Annotated in this window: 19 protein-coding genes; 15 read left to right on the top strand and 4 right to left on the bottom strand. The window is 46.4% G+C overall.

Annotated features, from left to right (window positions below; all coding sequences use genetic code 11):
• The first annotated feature begins 1 nt into the window (after window position 1).
• Window positions 2-679: a DUF4136 domain-containing protein gene (locus BST99_RS02015; protein WP_245916159.1), complete on the top strand. Its 678-nt coding sequence runs from the start codon at window positions 2-4 to the stop codon at window positions 677-679.
• Here the strand turns inward: BST99_RS02015 and BST99_RS02010 are convergent.
• Complete coding sequence (locus tag BST99_RS02010) at window positions 676-1845, bottom strand: cysteine desulfurase family protein (protein WP_105000312.1); 1170 nt, start codon at window positions 1843-1845, stop codon at window positions 676-678. The two genes, BST99_RS02015 and BST99_RS02010, sit on opposite strands and share 4 nt — an antisense overlap.
• Before the next feature lie 95 nt (window positions 1846-1940).
• Between BST99_RS02010 and BST99_RS02005 the strand changes: the two genes are divergently transcribed.
• On the top strand, window positions 1941-2450 hold the full coding sequence (locus BST99_RS02005) for a hypothetical protein (RefSeq protein WP_105000311.1): 510 nt from the start codon (window positions 1941-1943) through the stop codon (window positions 2448-2450).
• Window positions 2451-2454: 4 nt separating this feature from the next.
• On the opposite strand, the gene BST99_RS02000 is transcribed toward BST99_RS02005, so the two are convergent.
• Window positions 2455-3006 carry a Smr/MutS family protein gene (locus tag BST99_RS02000; protein WP_105000310.1) on the bottom strand — a complete coding sequence of 184 codons (552 nt, stop codon included), beginning with the start codon at window positions 3004-3006 and terminating at the stop codon, window positions 2455-2457.
• Between the two features lie 68 nt (window positions 3007-3074).
• On the opposite strand from BST99_RS02000, the gene BST99_RS01995 reads away from it, so the two are divergent.
• Genes BST99_RS01995 through BST99_RS01980 form a run of 4 tightly spaced genes read left to right on the top strand, consistent with a single transcriptional unit; the run spans window position 3075 to window position 4498 of the window.
• Window positions 3075-3413, top strand: a complete 339-nt coding sequence (locus tag BST99_RS01995; RefSeq protein ID WP_105000309.1) for a DUF2752 domain-containing protein — start codon at window positions 3075-3077, stop codon at window positions 3411-3413.
• Between the two features lie 9 nt (window positions 3414-3422).
• Window positions 3423-3773: a CCC motif membrane protein gene (locus BST99_RS01990; RefSeq protein ID WP_105000308.1), complete on the top strand. Its 351-nt coding sequence runs from the start codon at window positions 3423-3425 to the stop codon at window positions 3771-3773.
• 4 nt (window positions 3774-3777) lie between these two features.
• Entirely contained in the window at window positions 3778-4074 is a 297-nt protein-coding gene (locus BST99_RS01985) for a CD225/dispanin family protein (protein ID WP_105000307.1), read from the top strand.
• On the top strand, window positions 4058-4498 hold the full coding sequence (locus tag BST99_RS01980) for a DUF2752 domain-containing protein (RefSeq protein WP_181044129.1): 441 nt from the start codon (window positions 4058-4060) through the stop codon (window positions 4496-4498). Before BST99_RS01985 ends, BST99_RS01980 begins: the two co-directional genes overlap by 17 nt.
• A gap of 2 nt (window positions 4499-4500) precedes the next feature.
• Here BST99_RS01980 and BST99_RS01975 read toward each other — a convergent pair whose 3' ends face one another.
• A complete protein-coding gene (locus BST99_RS01975) occupies window positions 4501-6699 on the bottom strand; it encodes a RecQ family ATP-dependent DNA helicase (protein ID WP_105000305.1) in 2199 nt (732 codons plus the stop codon).
• A gap of 151 nt (window positions 6700-6850) precedes the next feature.
• Here BST99_RS01975 and BST99_RS01970 point away from each other — a divergent pair, with 151 nt between their 5' ends.
• The 4 genes from BST99_RS01970 to lptB are packed head-to-tail and all read left to right on the top strand — an operon-like array spanning window position 6851 to window position 9821.
• Complete coding sequence (locus BST99_RS01970) at window positions 6851-7822, top strand: KpsF/GutQ family sugar-phosphate isomerase (RefSeq protein ID WP_105000304.1); 972 nt, start codon at window positions 6851-6853, stop codon at window positions 7820-7822.
• Entirely contained in the window at window positions 7822-8685 is an 864-nt protein-coding gene (gene tatC / locus BST99_RS01965) for a twin-arginine translocase subunit TatC (RefSeq protein WP_105000303.1), read from the top strand. The genes BST99_RS01970 and tatC overlap by 1 nt, the downstream gene beginning before the upstream one ends.
• Window positions 8686-8693: 8 nt before the next feature.
• Window positions 8694-9065: a carboxymuconolactone decarboxylase family protein gene (locus BST99_RS01960; RefSeq protein ID WP_105000302.1), complete on the top strand. Its 372-nt coding sequence runs from the start codon at window positions 8694-8696 to the stop codon at window positions 9063-9065.
• A gap of 15 nt (window positions 9066-9080) precedes the next feature.
• The gene (gene lptB, locus BST99_RS01955) at window positions 9081-9821 is read left to right on the top strand and encodes an LPS export ABC transporter ATP-binding protein (RefSeq protein ID WP_105000301.1); all 741 of its coding nucleotides are present in this window, start codon (window positions 9081-9083) and stop codon (window positions 9819-9821) included.
• Between the two features lie 5 nt (window positions 9822-9826).
• Here lptB and BST99_RS01950 read toward each other — a convergent pair whose 3' ends face one another.
• Entirely contained in the window at window positions 9827-10561 is a 735-nt protein-coding gene (locus BST99_RS01950) for a CDP-alcohol phosphatidyltransferase family protein (RefSeq protein ID WP_105000300.1), read from the bottom strand.
• A 124-nt stretch (window positions 10562-10685) separates the two neighbouring features.
• On the opposite strand from BST99_RS01950, the gene BST99_RS01945 reads away from it, so the two are divergent.
• The 5 genes from BST99_RS01945 to secA all read left to right on the top strand — a co-directional run bounded on the left by BST99_RS01945 (window position 10686) and on the right by secA (window position 16955).
• Window positions 10686-11882, top strand: coding sequence for a lipoprotein N-acyltransferase Lnb domain-containing protein (locus BST99_RS01945; protein ID WP_245916158.1), 1197 nt, complete (start codon window positions 10686-10688; stop codon window positions 11880-11882).
• A gap of 6 nt (window positions 11883-11888) precedes the next feature.
• Window positions 11889-12404 carry a hypothetical protein gene (locus BST99_RS01940; protein WP_146106177.1) on the top strand — a complete coding sequence of 172 codons (516 nt, stop codon included), beginning with the start codon at window positions 11889-11891 and terminating at the stop codon, window positions 12402-12404.
• 157 nt (window positions 12405-12561) lie between these two features.
• On the top strand, window positions 12562-13113 hold the full coding sequence (locus tag BST99_RS01935) for a cob(I)yrinic acid a,c-diamide adenosyltransferase (RefSeq protein WP_105000298.1): 552 nt from the start codon (window positions 12562-12564) through the stop codon (window positions 13111-13113).
• Between the two features lie 116 nt (window positions 13114-13229).
• The gene (locus tag BST99_RS01930; RefSeq protein ID WP_013551418.1) at window positions 13230-13454 is read left to right on the top strand and encodes a DUF2795 domain-containing protein; all 225 of its coding nucleotides are present in this window, start codon (window positions 13230-13232) and stop codon (window positions 13452-13454) included.
• A 135-nt stretch (window positions 13455-13589) separates the two neighbouring features.
• Window positions 13590-16955, top strand: a complete 3366-nt coding sequence (secA, locus tag BST99_RS01925; RefSeq protein WP_105000297.1) for a preprotein translocase subunit SecA — start codon at window positions 13590-13592, stop codon at window positions 16953-16955.
• Window positions 16956-17012 lie beyond the last annotated feature (57 nt).

Below are 17012 nucleotides of genomic sequence, written 5' to 3'. Positions count from 1 at the left end.
TATGGCACATTCAGGAAGAAAGAAGCTTTTGGGTTTTTTGGGGGTATTTTGCTTCTTCGCCTCCGTTTACGCTCAAAAAGACATCTACGAAAGTAGCCTATTTGACGAGCTCTCCAGCGACCATGAAGTGCTTGCGATCATCCCCTTTCTCACGCAGTTAGAGCTCAATCAGGACCTCGCAAGGTTTGAGAAAAAACGCCTTGCACAAAACGAGGGCTACGCGGTGCAAGAGGCCCTGGAGATCTACTTTTCCAATCGCCGCAAGCGCAAGAAATTTCAAGTTGAATTTCAAAATACCAAAGATACCAACGCCCTACTGGCACAGAATGGCGTAACCTATGCCAATATCGATATCTACACCACTAAAGAACTTTGCGAAATTCTGAAGGTCGATGGCATCATCAGCGGAAACCTTACCTTGAACATTCTGCTTTCTAAGGGAATCTCGACAAAATTCAATCTATGGGATTACTTTAACCGCGACTCTAACTACGGACGTATAGGGATCAAGATATCAGATGCTAAGAGCGGAAAATTACTCTGGCGATTCGAAAAGGAGATCACCAAAAAATCCGGAAAGAATACCACAGAGCTCATCGATAAAATGATGAAACAGGCTTCTCGTAAATTTCCTTACGACAAGGAAAAGAAGAAAAAACGCAAGAAGCAGGAAAGCTAAACCTTCGCTACAGCCCCCTCTTTTACAAAGGCCTCCAATACCTCAACCACATAGTCCAGTTCTTCCTTGGTATTGTATATAGAGAACGAAAAACGCAAAGAAGGACAACGGTTCTGCTTCTCATCAAGGACTTGAGCCAGCACGTGAGAACCTCCCTCACTTCCCGATTGGCAAGCACTTCCCTTTGAACAGGCAATCCCTTTTAGATCCAAATGAAACAGCAGCATAAGAGCCTGCTGCTCATTCAAAGGCAAGCGGGTATTCACAAGGGTATAGGTGCTTTTTTCGAGATCGGATGAACAACCGTTGAAAGCGATACCCGGGATGCGCTCCTCCAATTGATCAATGAAATAGGATTTCAGATCCTTGACATAGGCCTTTTCTTTATCCATATTCTCCAGAGCAAGATCCAGAGCCTTCTCCATACCCAAAATGTTGTGGTAAGGTTCCGTTCCGGCACGAAACCCACGTTCTTGACCTCCTCCGACAATAAAGGACTTCATTCCCGTATTCTTTCGTATGTAGGCAAAACCAACACCTTTTGGCCCATGAAATTTATGAGCGGCTGCGGTTATAAAGTGGATGGGCAATTCGGCTACATTCCAGGGGTAATGACCTACAGACTGAACCGTATCGGAATGAAAATAAGCCTCGTATTGTTCACAGAGTCCAGCTACTTTCTGAATATCGATTATGGTGCCGATCTCATTGTTGACGTGCATAAGGCTCACCAATGCCTTCTTCGGTGAGGCACTGAGCTTATTTTCAAGATCGCTCATCGAAGGCTGCCCTTCAGAATCCACCTCGATAAACTCAAGTTCTACATTGGTCTCTTCTGCTAGAATTTCGGCCGTGTGCAAAACGGCATGATGCTCAATCCTGGTGGTTAAAATTCGCTCTACCTCCAAATCTCGGACTGCACAGCGCAAAATCATATTATCGGCTTCCGTACCTCCTGAGGTAAAAATGATTTCAGAAGCCTGGGCACCCATATGCGCAGCAATACTCTTGCGTGCTTTTTCAATGGCTGACCTGGCACTGCGGCCGAAGGAATGGATGGAAGAAGGGTTTCCATAACACTCCTGTAGGGCTTGCGTCATAACGGCAATCACCTCATCCCGAACGGGAGAAGTTGCTGCGTTATCTAAATAAACCTTCTTTGTCATATGCCGGTCTTTAGCGGATGGTAAAAGTATTATTTTTCCAGAAATAGTCGCCTCTGAGATTGCAACCGAGGTAGCGAAGTTTTACTTTTGAATCTATGAGAAAGCGTATTCTTGTGACCTTTGCCATCCTCGCCCTACTGGTTACCGCCTGTGACGACGGAAATTTACAAATCGAAACCCTCGATTTTGACAGTGTCTCAGCAGAGAGCTGCGACAGCCCCATTACCACCTCAACCTCCATTTTTTTCAAGATCAATGGGGACGAAGTTCTTATTCTAGATCTGGCTTCTGGCTTACTTGCCAATCAAGTGACTGAAGCCCCTCGCACAAGTAGCTTTCCGACGAACAGTTCTCTTACCTATCGGATTTTTAACGGTTCGGTTTCTAGCAGTTACTTCTGCGATGATATTCCCCCGATCAGTCCGATTGTGATTGAAGAAATTCAAGCTTCTGCAGGAACGGTCATGGTTTCAACCAGTTCTGAAGACGGAGTGACCTTCACCCACACCATCGAATTGGAAGGGGTGACCTTGCTCAATGGAACTAATGAGCGCATAACCGATTTGAGCATTAATGAATTTGGGACGGTTACAACGACCAACTAGGCCCCTAGTATTCCTCTCTTGCATTTTGGTAGAGGTACACTTCTGTTGCCCCCCATCCGTATTTTTGAAAATCTGCCTCGTAATGGCGTATTCCACTGTATTTCTTCAGTAAAAAACCCAATTCCGTCTTCAGCACCCCTTGTCCCACACCGTGGATGAATACCACTCGCTGAATTCTTTTTGAGATAGCAAAGTCCAGTTGCCTTTTTGCCGTGTCCAATTGCAAGTTAAGAATATCAAAAGGGTCTATCCGGTCTGCCTCTGGATTGAGGTGATGCGCATGCAGATCAACTTCCAAGGCAGGCACCTCCTTCTTGGGCATCTTAGGGCTTCCCTTCTTTTTCTGGGGGGCATCCTTGGCGTTCTTGGATTGCGCTGCCTGAAAATTACTGACCTGAAAATCTTCCCCTAAGCGAATTAATTGATCCAAAGCGTATTCCAACTCAAAGCCCTCATCCAGTTCGACCCATACCTGATCTCCCTGAATCTCAAGAACAACTCCCTGGAGGGCTTCATCCAAAACCTCTACGCGATCTCCAATGGTCAAACTTCTCATGGCCTTGCTTTATTCCTTCAGGTTAAATGCAAAAATAATAGTATTTTAACCTTGAAAACAGACCAATCATGTCCTGTACTTGTGGCGCTGCGCCTCTTATTAGCGAAGTCACTGTCCTATTAGGGATTTCCTTGGAGAAGTACATGCTTCCCTGTCAAACCAAAGCGATGCTGGGTTTTGATTGTCCGGGATGTGGGATTCAACGATCCATTCAGTTTTTAGTCAATGGAGAACTGTGGCAAGCTTTTAAAATGTACCCGGCCATCTATCCGATGATCGGTTTTTTTCTTGCGCTCCTAATCAATCTTATAAAACCAAAAGCTATACCTCAAAAAGGAGTTATTTTTTTGGCCTTTAGCACAATAACCTTAATACTAGCAAACTTTATTTATAAACTTTTCCTCTAAATTAACATTATGGAACAACAAAAATTGCCCAATGCAACCACCGCCCTCATTCTGGGGATCGTCTCTTTTATCTGCTGCTGCTTCAGTAACGGTATCGGAGGGGTCATCATGGCGGGAATTGCCTTGTTTCTGACAAAGAAAGATACCTCAACGTACAACGAAAACCCAGAGCTCTACACCAATTTTGGGACCGTAAAAACAGCTAAAATCATTTCTTGGATTAGCATGGTCATCTCGCTAATCATTGTAGGAATCTTGGTCTTCCAAATCATTGAAGCTGGAGGAATTCAAGCCTGGTTCGAGCAGTCTCAGCAGCGCCAGCAAGAAATCCTAGATCAATTCGGTATTGAATTAGAATAGACCTATGGAAACCAATAATCCAGCTGTTAGACCGCCGAAGCCAAGTAATTACTTGGCCTTGGCCATTATCACCACCATTTTGTGCTGCCAGGTGACTGGAATAGTCAGTATCATCTACGCCGCCAGAGTGAATGAACTTTACGAAAGAGGAGAGTATGCTGAAGCCGAAAGGGCTTCCAAAAACGCCAAAATTTGGGGACTGGTCGGAATAGGCCTCTTTGTCGTCATTATGGTGGTTTATCTCGCCATCTTTGGGTTTGCCATTTTCGCAGAAGCCAGTAACGGTGATTTCAACTTTTAAGAAAAGTTGGTTAACAATAGGAATAGGAGTGCTGGCCTTGCTGGCACTCCTACTCTTTTTTAAGGTCAATCCTGAAGGAAACACATTTTTCCCGAAGTGTCCTCTGCATCAGCACACGGGAATCTACTGTTCGGGCTGCGGGAGTCAACGCGCTATTCATGACTTGCTCAATGGGCAGCTTACGGAAGCCGCTTCACATAATGCTCTCCTGCCTTTGGCGCTCCTTGCCCTCTTCCAGCACTACAGTCTGAAGGGTATGGGTTTACTCAGGCACCCAAAAACAGACAAGCTCCGCCTCTGGGCCGAAAACCAAAAAAGCTGGTTAACCCATCGCTACGCGCCTCTGGTCATACTCGTCTTGGCGCTGGGCTTCATGCTCCTGCGCAACTTGCCTTTTGAAAGTTTAGAATTTTTGCGGCCTTAGTCTTAATTGGCCACTTCCGAAATGAATTTAAGTCGGTACAAGCGAATCTCTTCGTCTTCATACTCTCCTTCAAATTCATCAACGGCCTCCTGAATAGAATCGGTTTCGGCCTCTAGAAAATACTCGTGGATTTCTTCTTGTTGGTCCTCATCCAGGATTTCGTCAATCCAATAACCCAGATCCAACTTCGTTCCGCTAAAAACAATTTGCTCCATGGCTTTGATGAGTTCGTCATGCCCTAAGCCTTTGGCATCGGCAATATCATCCAGCGGTAGTTTGCGGTCGATGTTTTGAATGATATAGAGCTTTAAAGCTGAATTGGCGCCTGTACTTTTGACTACCATATCTTCGGCTCGCTCTATGCCCTTTTCTTCAACGTATTTCTTAATCAATTCGACAAAAGGGGCTCCGTACTTCTTGGCCTTACCTTCTCCTACCCCATGTACGGCCTGAAGTTCTTCCATAGTGATCGGGTACTTCGAAGCCATATCTTCCAAGGAGGGATCCTGAAAAATGACAAAAGGAGGAACTTCTCGTTTTTTGGATTCACTCTTGCGCAAATCTTTTAGGAGATTCATCAGATCCCGATCCAAAGCGCCTCCAACTCCCGCAGGGATCGGTTTATCAGCCTCTTCTTTGGAAGGAAATTCATGATCCCGGGCCATAGTGAAGCCTTCGGAAGAAGCGTAAAAGTCCTTACCGTTTGGCGTTATTCGAAGAACACCATATTGCTCAATATCTTTTTTGAGAAGACCAGCGACGAGCATTTGCCGGCATAGGGCCATCCAATAGGATTCCTCTTTTTCTTTACCCAGTCCAAAATAATCCTGGCCCTCTATTTTTAAAGTACTGATTAGAGAATTCAGCTGACCCACCAAGATTTTAACCACCTCCCGGCTTTTGAATTTTTCTTTGGTCTGAAGAATGACTTCGAGCAGCTTACGGGCCTCTGGCCCTGCCTCTTCCTTCGGTTTTGGATTACGGGCGTTATCGTCCATTTCGGCCCCATCTCCATGCTCGGCGTCGTACTCCTCGCCGAAATAGTGAAGGATGAACTTTCGGCGTGACAAGGACGTTTCGGCATAAGCGACGATCTCTTGCAACAGCGCTTGCCCTACTTCTTGCTCAGCGACCGGCTTGCCCGACATAAACTTTTCTAGCTTCTCGATGTCTTTGTAAGCATAAAAAGCTAAACAATGACCTTCTCCCCCATCTCTTCCCGCCCGACCGGTTTCCTGGTAATAGCTTTCAATACTCTTGGGCATATCGTGGTGGATAACAAAACGAACATCGGGTTTGTCAATCCCCATTCCAAAGGCAATGGTGGCCACGACTACATCCACCTCCTCCATCAGAAACATATCCTGATAGCGAGAGCGGGTTTTGGAGTCAAAACCAGCGTGGTAAGGCACTGCGCTAATCCCATTGACCTGAAGAACCTGAGCCAATTCCTCAACGCGCTTGCGGCTCAGGCAATAGACGATGCCCGATTTACCACTGCGCTGTTTAATAAAACGAATAATGTCGGCGTCCACCTGGCGAGTCTTGGACCGTACTTCGTAAAAGAGATTGGGTCGATTAAAGGAAGCCTTAAATACCTGGGCGTCGTTCATGCCCAAGTTTTTGATAATATCTTCTTGAACTTTAGGTGTTGCTGTGGCTGTCAATCCAATCAGCGGGATGTCTTGTCCCAAACGATTGATGATGTTGCGCAGATTCCGGTATTCCGGCCGGAAGTCATGCCCCCATTCCGAAATACAGTGGGCTTCATCGATCGCGACAAAAGAAAGCGTGACTTTTTTAAGGAACTCCACGTTTTCTTCTTTGGTCAGGGATTCTGGGGCGACATAAAGCAATTTGGTCTTCCCATCCAGAATATCTTCCCGAACCTGCTTGATTTCGGCCTTGGTCAAGGAGGAATTCATCACATGAGCAATGCCGTGTTGTTCGGACAGGCCTCGAATCGCATCCACCTGATTTTTCATCAAGGCAATCAAAGGAGAAACCACAATGGCTGTGCCTTCTTTCATCAAAGCAGGCAGTTGGTAGCAAAGGGACTTACCGCCGCCTGTGGGCATAATGACAAAGGTATCTTGCCCTGCCAATACACTTTCAACCACTCCTTGTTGCAACCCTTTGAATTCAGAGAACCCAAAGTGTTGTTTCAAAGCCTGATGCAAGTCTGTCGATGTAAGACCCATAGTCTAATCTGAAATCGATCGTTTAGAGACTAACGCTAAAATTAGATTTATGCGTATTTTCCTGCAAATAAGAAAAAAACCGCCAGCAGCGGTTAAAGCCCTCAATTGATTAATTTTGTAAACTAAATATAAGACAAACTTTTAGTTCGACTTGCCTACTCAACCTGCAAAAAACATTATCGAAATTGGGAGAAGAACCTTCACCCAGGAATCAGCCGCTCTGATCCGACTCAGTGAACTGATCGACGAGTCTTTTGAAAAAGCGGTTCTCGCGATGAAGGCTTGCTCCGGTCGGGTGGTAATCACGGGTATAGGAAAAAGCGCTTTAATCGGGAACAAGATTGTCGCAACGCTCAACTCCACGGGAACCCCGGCCGTCTTTATGCATGCCGCCGAAGCCATTCACGGAGATTTGGGAACGGTACAGAAGCTCGATGTGGTGCTTTGTATTTCGAATAGCGGGAGTACGGAAGAAATCCGTATGCTCATTCCCCTGATCAAAAGAGGAGGCAATGTATTAATCGGACTGACGGGTCGTGAAGACTCCCCCTTGGGTCAACAGTCGGATATTCGCTTAAATACCCATGTGGAAGAAGAAGCCTGCCCACTGAATCTGACCCCGACAACCAGTACGACCGCTCAACTGGTCATGGGAGATGCCTTGGCCATTGCGCTTTTGGAACTGAGAGGATTTGGTCCGGAAGACTTTGCCCATTACCATCCCGGAGGAGCCCTGGGTAAAAAACTGTACCTCCGAGTTGGCGATATTTCTTCCAAAAACAAAAAGCCCCAAGTCGAAGCCGACACTCCTATTAAGAAAGTCATCGTGGAGATCTCAGAAAATATGTTGGGAGTGGCAGCGGTAATGGATCAGGATCAAATCATCGGCATCATTACCGACGGAGATGTGCGCAGAATGTTGGAATCTCATGACAATATCGCCGCTTTGAGAGCCGCTGACATCATGACCGCACATCCGCAATCCATAGATCACAACACCCTGGCCGTAAAAGCCCTTGAGCTTATTCGCGAAAAGAACATCAGCCAGGTACTGGTTACCAAAAATGGAAAGTACCATGGGGTTGTTCATATTCATAACCTCATTAACGAAGGAATTGTTTAATGCCCCAGACCAAGAATGTCCAGGACCCTAATGAAATGTCCTTTTTGGACCACCTCGAAGAACTCCGCTGGCACCTGATCCGTTCCATTGTGGCCATTGTGGTGGTGGGTTGTTTTGCCTTTGTATTCAAAGGATTCATTTTTGACACCATCATCTTCGGTCCCAAGAAGATGGATTTCCCTACCTACCAATTTTTCTGCTCCATTGCCCAATTCTTTGGTATGGAATCGGCCTTCTGTGCAGCTGAGCTGCCCTTTACTATACAGAATAGAACCATGGCTGGTCAGTTTTCGGCCCATATCTGGACTTCCATGTGGGCTGGCTTTATCCTGGGCTTCCCCTACGTATTATGGGAGATGTGGCGTTTTATAAGCCCTGGACTCTACGAGAAAGAACGCAAGTATTCGCGAGGCTTTATCGTGATTGCCTCCCTGCTATTTTTTATGGGCGTCCTCTTTGGGTATTATGTGGTGACTCCTCTTTCTATCAACTTTTTAGGCACCTACCAAGTCAGTACCGAAGTCAATAACGAAATCGACATCAGCTCTTTTATCGCCACCGTACGGGCCTCTGTACTCGCCTGTGGTGTTATGTTTGAGTTGCCCATCATCATATTCTTTTTGACCAAGATCGGTTTGGTCACCCCCGAAATTTTAAAGAAATACCGAAAATACGCTTTGGTGATCGTCTTAATTCTGTCGGCAGTGATTACTCCTCCCGATGTGGCAAGCCAGATCATTGTGGCCATTCCGGTATTGATCCTCTACCAGATCAGCATCTATATTTCGGCCTTGGTTATTCGCCAAGAAAACAAACAAAAGAAGAAGGCGAGTTCCCCTCCTTCGCAAATGCCTAACGTGTAAAACGACCTATGTCTGCAGTACAAGAATTCAATGAATACCGTTCCAAGATGAACGAAAAACTTCTGGAGGAGAACAACAAACTCATTAAACGCATATTCAACCTGGACACGAATGCCTTTGCCGAAGGCGCTCTGGACAAAAAAACAAAGGAATTACTGGGCTTGGTTGCCTCCACTGTTTTGCGCTGCGACGACTGTGTACGCTACCACCTGGAATCCGCCTACAAAGAAGGGGCCCGTAGAGAAGAAATTCTCGAGACCTTGGGAATTGCGACACTTATCGGAGGAACCATCGTGATTCCTCACCTTCGCCGAGCCCACGAGTACTGGGGCGAAGTAGAAGCGGAATACCAAGAAGAAAATCTTGGGAATAATGATTAGTTTTGATTAGTAGAGATGAAACTTCGCGCAGATAACATTCTAAAGATTTACGGGGGCCGAAAGGTGGTGAAAGGAATTTCACTGGAGGTCAACCAAGGCGAAATTGTCGGACTTTTGGGGCCCAATGGGGCGGGAAAGACCACCTCTTTTTACATGATTGTGGGTTTGGTCAAACCTGATGGAGGCCAAATCTTTTTGGACCAGCAGGAGATTACCCGCTACCCTATGTATAAGCGAGCCCAAAATGGAATTGGTTACCTCGCACAAGAAGCCTCGGTCTTCCGCAAGCTGAGTATTGAACAGAACATTCTCAGTGTTCTTCAAACCACCAATCTTTCGAAAAAAGAACAGCATATGAAGCTGGAATCCCTGATCAATGAATTTGGTCTGGGACACATTAGAAAGAACCGCGGAGATCTGCTTTCGGGGGGAGAGCGCCGGAGAACAGAAATCGCTCGTGCTTTGGCCACAGATCCTAAATTCATCTTATTGGACGAGCCCTTTGCCGGGGTCGATCCTGTTGCCGTAGAAGACATCCAACGTATTGTGGCTCAACTCAAAAACAAAAACATCGGGATTCTAATCACCGACCACAACGTTCAAGAGACCTTGGCGATTACCGAACGCTCTTACCTCATGTTTGAAGGTGGGATTCTTAAAGCGGGCGTACCGGAAGAACTGGCACAGGACGAGATGGTTCGGAAAGTCTACCTCGGACAGAACTTCGAACTGCGAAAAAAGAAACTGGACTTTTAAGTTTTCTAGGCTTTCTTCTTGTTTATTCCCAGCAAGGACATCCCGATATACAACAAGATGATCAGGGGTATTCCCAGATAACCCAAGGTGAGTAAAAGCACCAAGGCTGCTATCAAAAAGAGAATTGGAACGATATTATCCTGAAAAGAACCCCCTTTAAATTTGAGTGTAAAGAGGCGGAACGGAGCATTCAGTAAGAAGGTACTAAACAGGCATATTGCTGCCAAGGTGTAGGGGTTTGCAAGAAACGCTAACAGGGCTTCAGGGCTTTTATCAGAGCGCAGGATCATGGGAATACTCATCAAGAGCAAGGCATTGGCTGGACTGGGCAATCCCAAAAAATAGGAGCTGCTTTCCATCAGGTTGAAACGACCCAATCGCAAAGCGGTGCTCATGGGTACCAAAACCGCAACTAAAGGCAAGAATTCTTCCCATCGACCCTCGGAGAAGACACGGCCTATATTCCAATCCGGATAATAAGGAATCATGTAAAGAAACATCACCAAAGCGGGCAGTACCCCAAAGCTGACGACATCCGACAAGGAATCGAGTTGTTTACCCAGTTCGCTCGGAACCTTTAAGGCGCGAGCAACCCCTCCATCCAGAAAATCCAGTGCCAAACAAAGGACAAAAAACAAAAAGGTCAGAGACCAGGCTTCCTGAAAGGCAGCGATGATGGCTAAAACGCCTGAGCCCAGATTCATCAGGGTTAAGGCGTTAGGGATGAATTTCTTCAACATGGTTATGGGTCTATACTCTAGGGGTAAAAATACTAATCCTATATTTGCTCTACAGATTTCTCTTATGCGGCCTATTCGATTACTCCCCACGCTTGTGTTGGGCCTCTTTTGTGTCCTGAATTGTTTGGCGTTTCAAACCCCTACCCGTTCGGTTAAATCGGTAGAGCCGGATTCTCTAGCTCGTCTAGCCATGGTCCGGGAACGATTGCCTGAGCTTTCTTCCCAAGCCCGAATAAGTCTGATGACCTGTGCCCGAGGAACTGAACTCTACTCCTCCTTTGGCCACAGCGCTTTTCGCTTGCAGGATCCTGTTTTGGGATACGACTACGTATACAACTACGGCACCTTCAATTTTAATACCCCAAACTTTTACCTCAAGTTTACCCAAGGGAAATTGATGTACCAACTCTCTCGAAGCACCTTCGAGGAATTTTTGTTTGCCTATGAGCTCGAAAAACGGTGGGTCAAGCAGCAGATTCTACGGCTAAATCAAGAACAGAAGCAAGAGTTCTTCGTCTTCCTCGAAAACAATTACCTCCCTGAAAACCGGGAATACCTCTACGATTACTTGTTCAATAACTGCTCGACGATTACTGGAGATGTACTCACGAGTTTATATGGGGATTCGCTTGTTTTCAAGGACTCTCACCTAGAAAAAAGATACACCTTCAGGCAATTGATTCGCCAAAATATTTCGTACAACAGCTGGTCTTCCTTTGGAATTGACTTGGCTTTGGGGTCGGTGATCGATCGAAAGGCCACCGTACGCGAACACCTCTTTTTACCCTATTATGCCCTGTCTCAAATCAGAAATACCGAGCTGGCCGGAGCACCCCTACTGGAAAGGGAACGCACTGTTTTGGATTATGAGGAACTGAGCTCCTCTACCGCCTTTTTTCTTTCGCCCCTGTTCTGGATCAGTGTGCTGATGATTGTGGTTTTGGTGTATACCTACATCGATTACAAATACCAGAAAAGAAGTCAATGGGTGGATTTCTCCGTCTTTTCTTTGACCGGTTTGATCGGGCTAGTCGTCGTTCTACTCTGGTTTGCTACGGACCACAGAGCCACCGCTGCGAACCTCAATGTGATGTGGGCCTTCCCTCTAAACCTAATGGCTGCCTATCCCTTGCTCAAACGATCTTATGTTATAGAGTGGGTTGGCTGGTACCTCTACCTCTTGCTACTCGGACTCCTGGCGAGTTTGGGTGTTTGGGCCATCGGAATTCAATCCTTTTCTCCCGTGCTCATTCCGCTTTGGATTGCTCTGGGTGTTCGGTATGCCTTTTTGTTGTACCGCTATTACCAGGAAGAATACTAATCTCTGATGAGTCGCTTATCCCTTTTTCATCGTTTGAGATTCTGGTGGAAAGCCACCAACCAATATGGAGTCCACTCTCCTTTCCTGTACACTCTCTTGACCAAGACCCTGTACCGATCTCCCCGATTTCAAGGGCCTCAATACTGGCGTCTTCTTCAAAAATGTATCGCCCATTTCAACTTCCGCACGGTTTATTGGGATCCTGAACTCCCCCCAAAACCCAAATTGGACGCCCGGTTTGACTCGGTAAGGTTTGTGGACATCACACAGCTTCCGTCCAGCGAAGAGCCCTTTATGGCTGTGCTGCGACCGGAAAAAGCCAAATCTCTTCTTCAGAGGTCCAGTAACTGGCCAGAAAACAGTTTGATCATCCTTCCCGAAATCCATAGAGAAGACCAGGGACTTCATTGGCAAACCATTTCTTCGGAAAAATCCTTGCAATTGACCGCAGAGTTTTGGAGTTGCGGTTTAGTTATCGTGCGACCTGGTCAACAAAAGGAGCATTTTAGACTGCGCTTCTAAAAGCGTATTTTTACTGTATGGAATTCGGAGAAGATTACACCATTTATTATATCCTGGGAGGATTGGCTCTGGTCTATTTTGGGATGTTATCCAGAAATCGGCGGCAACAGAAATCGCGTAAATCGAGGCGCTTCATGGACCGAAAAAGAAGGGATTCATGAAAATCTACACCAAAACCGGAGACAAAGGGTCGACGAGTTTATTCGGAGGCAGTCGAGTATCCAAACACCACATTCGCATTGAGAGTTACGGCACCCTGGACGAATTGAATTCCTGGCTCGGATTGATTCGGGATCAGAAAATTGATGAAAAGACCAAATCGGATCTCACACGAATTCAATCAGAGCTCTTTACTCTTGGTGCTGAGTTAGCAACAGAGCCCGAGAAATCCGAACGGCTGAAAATCGAGACCCTCGGAGAAAAAGAAATAACTTTTTTGGAAAATGCTATAGACCAGATGAATGAAGCGCTTCCCCCGATGACGCACTTCATCCTACCGGGGGGGCACGCCACGGTTTCGTACTGCCATTTGGCCCGTACCGTTTGTCGACGAGCCGAGCGCCGCATGAGTATGCTCGATGAACAACAGAAGCTTTCTGAGACCAGTCTGGCCTATGTCAACCGGCTCTCGGATTACCTTTTTGTCCTCTCTCGCCATCTGTCTGCGAGCTTGGGTGCAGAAGAAGTCCGTTGGATCTCTGGGCAATAATTCGCGAAACCCCAGCGTTTCTGCCTTATCTGAGCGTTGTTTTAAAAAAAACACAATTCTCTTGACAAAGTCCCGATTAAATCTATTTTTGCAAAAATTAATAACACTCCATTGCTATGTATTGGACATTAGAACTGGCTTCTTATTTGAGTGACGCGCCTTGGCCGGCAACCAAAGACGAGCTAATCGATTACGCTATCCGAACTGGTGCCCCACTGGAAGTTGTAGAAAACCTACAATCCATGGAGGAAGAAGGAGGAGAAATCTACGAATCCATCGAAGAGATTTGGCCAGATTATCCTACAGAGGAGGATTACCTCTGGAACGAAGACGAATACTAACAAAACAAGCGCTAAACGCAATATAAAAAGTCTCCTTTGGAGGCTTTTTTTTATGTAATTTTGGCAGCCTTGGAGCCATTTTAGGGCCAAAAACAGTCTGGAACGGCTTTTGCCGCTTAACCGAAAAATAGATCCATGAGTTTTATCAATTCTGTACTGAAAGTCTTTGTCGGAGACAAATCCAAAAAAGATGTCAGTGCCCTTCAACCCCTGGTCAAAGAAATCCGACTTCAGGAGGAGAAACTCGAATCCCTTTCGCTGGACGAGCTCAGAGGGAAAACAAAAGAATTTAAGGCCCGTATTGCTGAAGACGGAAAAGAGGTCCAAGCCAAAATAGATGCCTTGCTTAAAGAGGCCTCGGAATCTAGCGATATCGATCGCAAAGAGGAGATCTATACCGAGATCGATAAGCTCGAGGAGGAACGCTACAAGATTTCCGAAAAAACCCTAAACGACCTTCTACCGGAAGCCTTCGCTGTTGTAAAAGAGACTGCGAAACGCTTTACCCATAACAAAACCCTGGAGGTGACTGCTCTGGATTACGACAGGAAGTTCTCTGGAGAGAAGGACTATGTAAATCTGGACGGGGACCGTGCGATCTGGAACAATTCCTGGGATGCGGCCGGAAAAGAAGTGACCTGGGACATGATTCACTACGATGTTCAGCTCATCGGAGGGATCGCTCTGCACCAAGGAAAAATCGCGGAAATGCAGACGGGTGAAGGAAAGACGCTTGTGGCAACCTTGCCTTTGTATTTGAATGCACTAGCGGGTAAGGGAGCCCACCTGGTCACCGTAAACGATTACCTCGCCAAACGAGATAGTACTTGGATGGCGCCCCTTTTTGAATTTCACGGTATGACGGTAGATTGTATCGATCGTCACCAACCCAATTCGCCGGCTCGCCGCGCGGCCTACCACGCAGATATCACCTACGGAACCAACAACGAGTTTGGTTTTGACTACCTGCGTGACAATATGGCACATACGCCGGAAGATCTGGTACAACGACCACACCACTACTCTATCGTGGATGAGGTGGATTCGGTCTTGGTCGATGACGCCCGAACGCCGCTTATTATTTCTGGACCTGTTCCGGAAGGAGACCGTCATGAATTCAATGAACTGAAGCCTAAGGTGGCCGATATCGTTCAACGTCAACGAACTTACCTGACGGGAGTCTTGGCGGAAGCCAAAAAGAAAATCGCGGAGGGGGACACCAAAGAAGGGGGATTCCTTTTACTTCGTGTACACCGCGGCTTACCGAAAAACAAAGCGCTTATCAAGTTCCTGAGTGAAGAAGGAATTAAGCAACTTCTTCAAAAGACCGAGAACTTCTATATGCAGGACAACAACCGCGAAATGCCTAAGGTCGACGCGGAACTCCTGTTTACCATCGAAGAGAAGACCAACCAAATCGAGTTGACCGACAAGGGGATCAACCACATCTCGGGCAGCGAAGACACCGAATTCTTTGTCCTACCGGATATAGGGAGTGAGATTGCGCAGATTGAGCAACAGGGTCTAGAAATCGAAAAAGAAGCGGAACTCAAAGACGAACTGTTCAAGGAATTCTCGGTGAAGAGTGAGCGGATTCACACCTTAACCCAATTGCTCAAGGCCTATACCCTCTTCGAAAAGGATGTGGAGTATGTAGTGATCGAGAACAAAGTGATGATCGTGGACGAGCAAACAGGTCGTATCATGGACGGACGTCGTTACTCTGATGGTTTGCACCAAGCGATTGAAGCCAAAGAAAACGTTAAGATCGAGGCCCTTACCCAGACTTTTGCGACCATTACCCTGCAGAATTACTTCCGCATGTACAATAAACTTGCGGGGATGACGGGTACTGCGGTTACGGAGGCTGGCGAATTCTGGGAAATCTACAAACTCGATGTGATGGAAATTCCGACCAACCGTCCCATCGCTCGTGATGACCGCCAGGATTTGATCTACAAAACCAAAAGAGAAAAATACAACGCCATTATCGAAGAAGTGACTTCTATGGCGCAAGCTGGTCGTCCCGTTCTGATCGGTACTACTTCTGTAGAAATATCTGAATTGCTTTCTAAACTCCTCAGTGTTCGTAAAATCGAGCACAATGTACTGAACGCCAAATTGCACAAGAAAGAAGCGGATATTGTCGCAGAAGCAGGAAATCCAGGGGTAGTAACCATTGCAACCAATATGGCAGGTCGAGGAACAGACATTAAGCTTAGCGACGAGGTAAAACAAGCCGGAGGATTGGCCATTGTTGGTACAGAGCGTCACGACTCCCGACGAGTTGACCGTCAGCTGCGTGGTCGTTCCGGTCGTCAAGGAGATGTCGGTAGTTCGCAATTCTACGTTTCATTAGAAGACAACCTGATGCGTTTGTTTGGTTCGGAGCGTGTTGCCAAAATGATGGATCGAATGGGTCTGGAAGAAGGGGAAGTAATTCAACACTCCATGATGACCAAATCCATCGAGCGCGCCCAGAAAAAAGTAGAAGAAAACAACTTCGGTATCCGAAAGCGCTTACTGGAGTATGACGACGTGATGAACGCCCAAAGAGAGGTCGTCTACAAGCGCCGCCGCCACGCACTAGAAGGTGAGCGCCTGAAAGTGGATTTGGCCAATATGATCTTCGACACCTGCGAGAGCATTGTCAATGGGAATAAACTCGCCAGTGATTACAAGAACTTTGAATTTGAACTGATCAAATTCTTCTCTTTGACTTCTCCTTTTGATGAAGCCGAATTCGAAAAAACGACCGAGCAGGAACTCACCTTGAAATTGTATGAGTTGGTGTACCAGCACTACGAAGAAAAAATGGAACGCAGTGCGGCCCACGCCTTTCCGGTAGTCGAGCGAGTGTATCAAGACCAGTCCAACAACTACGAGCGTATTGTTGTTCCTTTTACGGATGGAGTGAAAACCCTCAATGTGGTTTCTAACCTCCAAAAAGCCTTTGAAAGCAACGGAAAACAGCTCATTACTGATTTCGAAAAGAACATCACTTTGGCGATTATTGACGACGCCTGGAAAACGCATTTGCGTAAGATGGATGAACTCAAACAATCGGTTCAACTTGCTGTTCACGAACAAAAGGACCCCCTTTTGATCTACAAGTTTGAAGCGTTCGAGCTTTTCAAAGCCATGATCGACAAGGTCAACCGAGAGGTGATTGCCTTCTTGTTTAAAGGAGAACTTCCCACCGAAGAAGGGACCCAAATTCGGGAGGCTAAACAAGTTCGTCGTTCCAAAGAGAAGTTAGAGACGACCAAGGAAGAAATCCCTAACAGCGATGAGTTGGCTGCCCAAAATCGTGCAGCAGGACAGACAGGACGTCCTGCGCCTCAAGTGACCGAAACCATTATTCGGGATAAACCAAAAATTGGACGCAACGAGAAAGTGACCATCAAAAACGTCATGTCCGGTGAGAGTAAAACCTTGAAATTCAAACAGGCAGAAGCTCTATTAGACAAGGGAGAATGGGTTCTTACCCAAGAGAACTAGGCCTGTTATAAAGTCTGGAATACTGCCCAAAAAAGGCGTATTGACTTTCCGATAAAA

The organism is Aureicoccus marinus, from assembly GCF_002954325.1.
Classification (GTDB): domain Bacteria; phylum Bacteroidota; class Bacteroidia; order Flavobacteriales; family Flavobacteriaceae; genus Aureicoccus; species Aureicoccus marinus.
Note: the sequence above shows the minus strand (reverse complement) of the source record. Positions and strands in the feature narration are given on the sequence as shown.

Excerpts from the sequence above, each read along its gene's own strand:
- BST99_RS02005 (WP_105000311.1), top strand. The coding sequence starts at position 1,941 with ATGAGAAAGCGTATTCTTGTGACCTTTGCCATCCTCGCCCTACTGGTT.
- BST99_RS01930 (WP_013551418.1), top strand. The coding sequence starts at position 13,230 with ATGTATTGGACATTAGAACTGGCTTCTTATTTGAGTGACGCGCCTTGG.
- BST99_RS01960 (WP_105000302.1), top strand. The coding sequence starts at position 8,694 with ATGTCTGCAGTACAAGAATTCAATGAATACCGTTCCAAGATGAACGAA.
- lptB (WP_105000301.1), top strand. The coding sequence starts at position 9,081 with ATGAAACTTCGCGCAGATAACATTCTAAAGATTTACGGGGGCCGAAAG.
- tatC (WP_105000303.1), top strand. The coding sequence starts at position 7,822 with ATGCCCCAGACCAAGAATGTCCAGGACCCTAATGAAATGTCCTTTTTG.
- BST99_RS01975 (WP_105000305.1), bottom strand. The coding sequence starts at position 6,699 with ATGGGTCTTACATCGACAGACTTGCATCAGGCTTTGAAACAACACTTT.
- BST99_RS01985 (WP_105000307.1), top strand. The coding sequence starts at position 3,778 with ATGGAAACCAATAATCCAGCTGTTAGACCGCCGAAGCCAAGTAATTAC.
- BST99_RS01990 (WP_105000308.1), top strand. The coding sequence starts at position 3,423 with ATGGAACAACAAAAATTGCCCAATGCAACCACCGCCCTCATTCTGGGG.
- BST99_RS01950 (WP_105000300.1), bottom strand. The coding sequence starts at position 10,561 with ATGTTGAAGAAATTCATCCCTAACGCCTTAACCCTGATGAATCTGGGC.
- BST99_RS01940 (WP_146106177.1), top strand. The coding sequence starts at position 11,889 with ATGAGTCGCTTATCCCTTTTTCATCGTTTGAGATTCTGGTGGAAAGCC.
- BST99_RS02015 (WP_245916159.1), top strand. The coding sequence starts at position 2 with ATGGCACATTCAGGAAGAAAGAAGCTTTTGGGTTTTTTGGGGGTATTT.
- BST99_RS02000 (WP_105000310.1), bottom strand. The coding sequence starts at position 3,006 with ATGAGAAGTTTGACCATTGGAGATCGCGTAGAGGTTTTGGATGAAGCC.
- BST99_RS02010 (WP_105000312.1), bottom strand. The coding sequence starts at position 1,845 with ATGACAAAGAAGGTTTATTTAGATAACGCAGCAACTTCTCCCGTTCGG.
- BST99_RS01935 (WP_105000298.1), top strand. The coding sequence starts at position 12,562 with ATGAAAATCTACACCAAAACCGGAGACAAAGGGTCGACGAGTTTATTC.
- BST99_RS01995 (WP_105000309.1), top strand. The coding sequence starts at position 3,075 with ATGTCCTGTACTTGTGGCGCTGCGCCTCTTATTAGCGAAGTCACTGTC.
- secA (WP_105000297.1), top strand. The coding sequence starts at position 13,590 with ATGAGTTTTATCAATTCTGTACTGAAAGTCTTTGTCGGAGACAAATCC.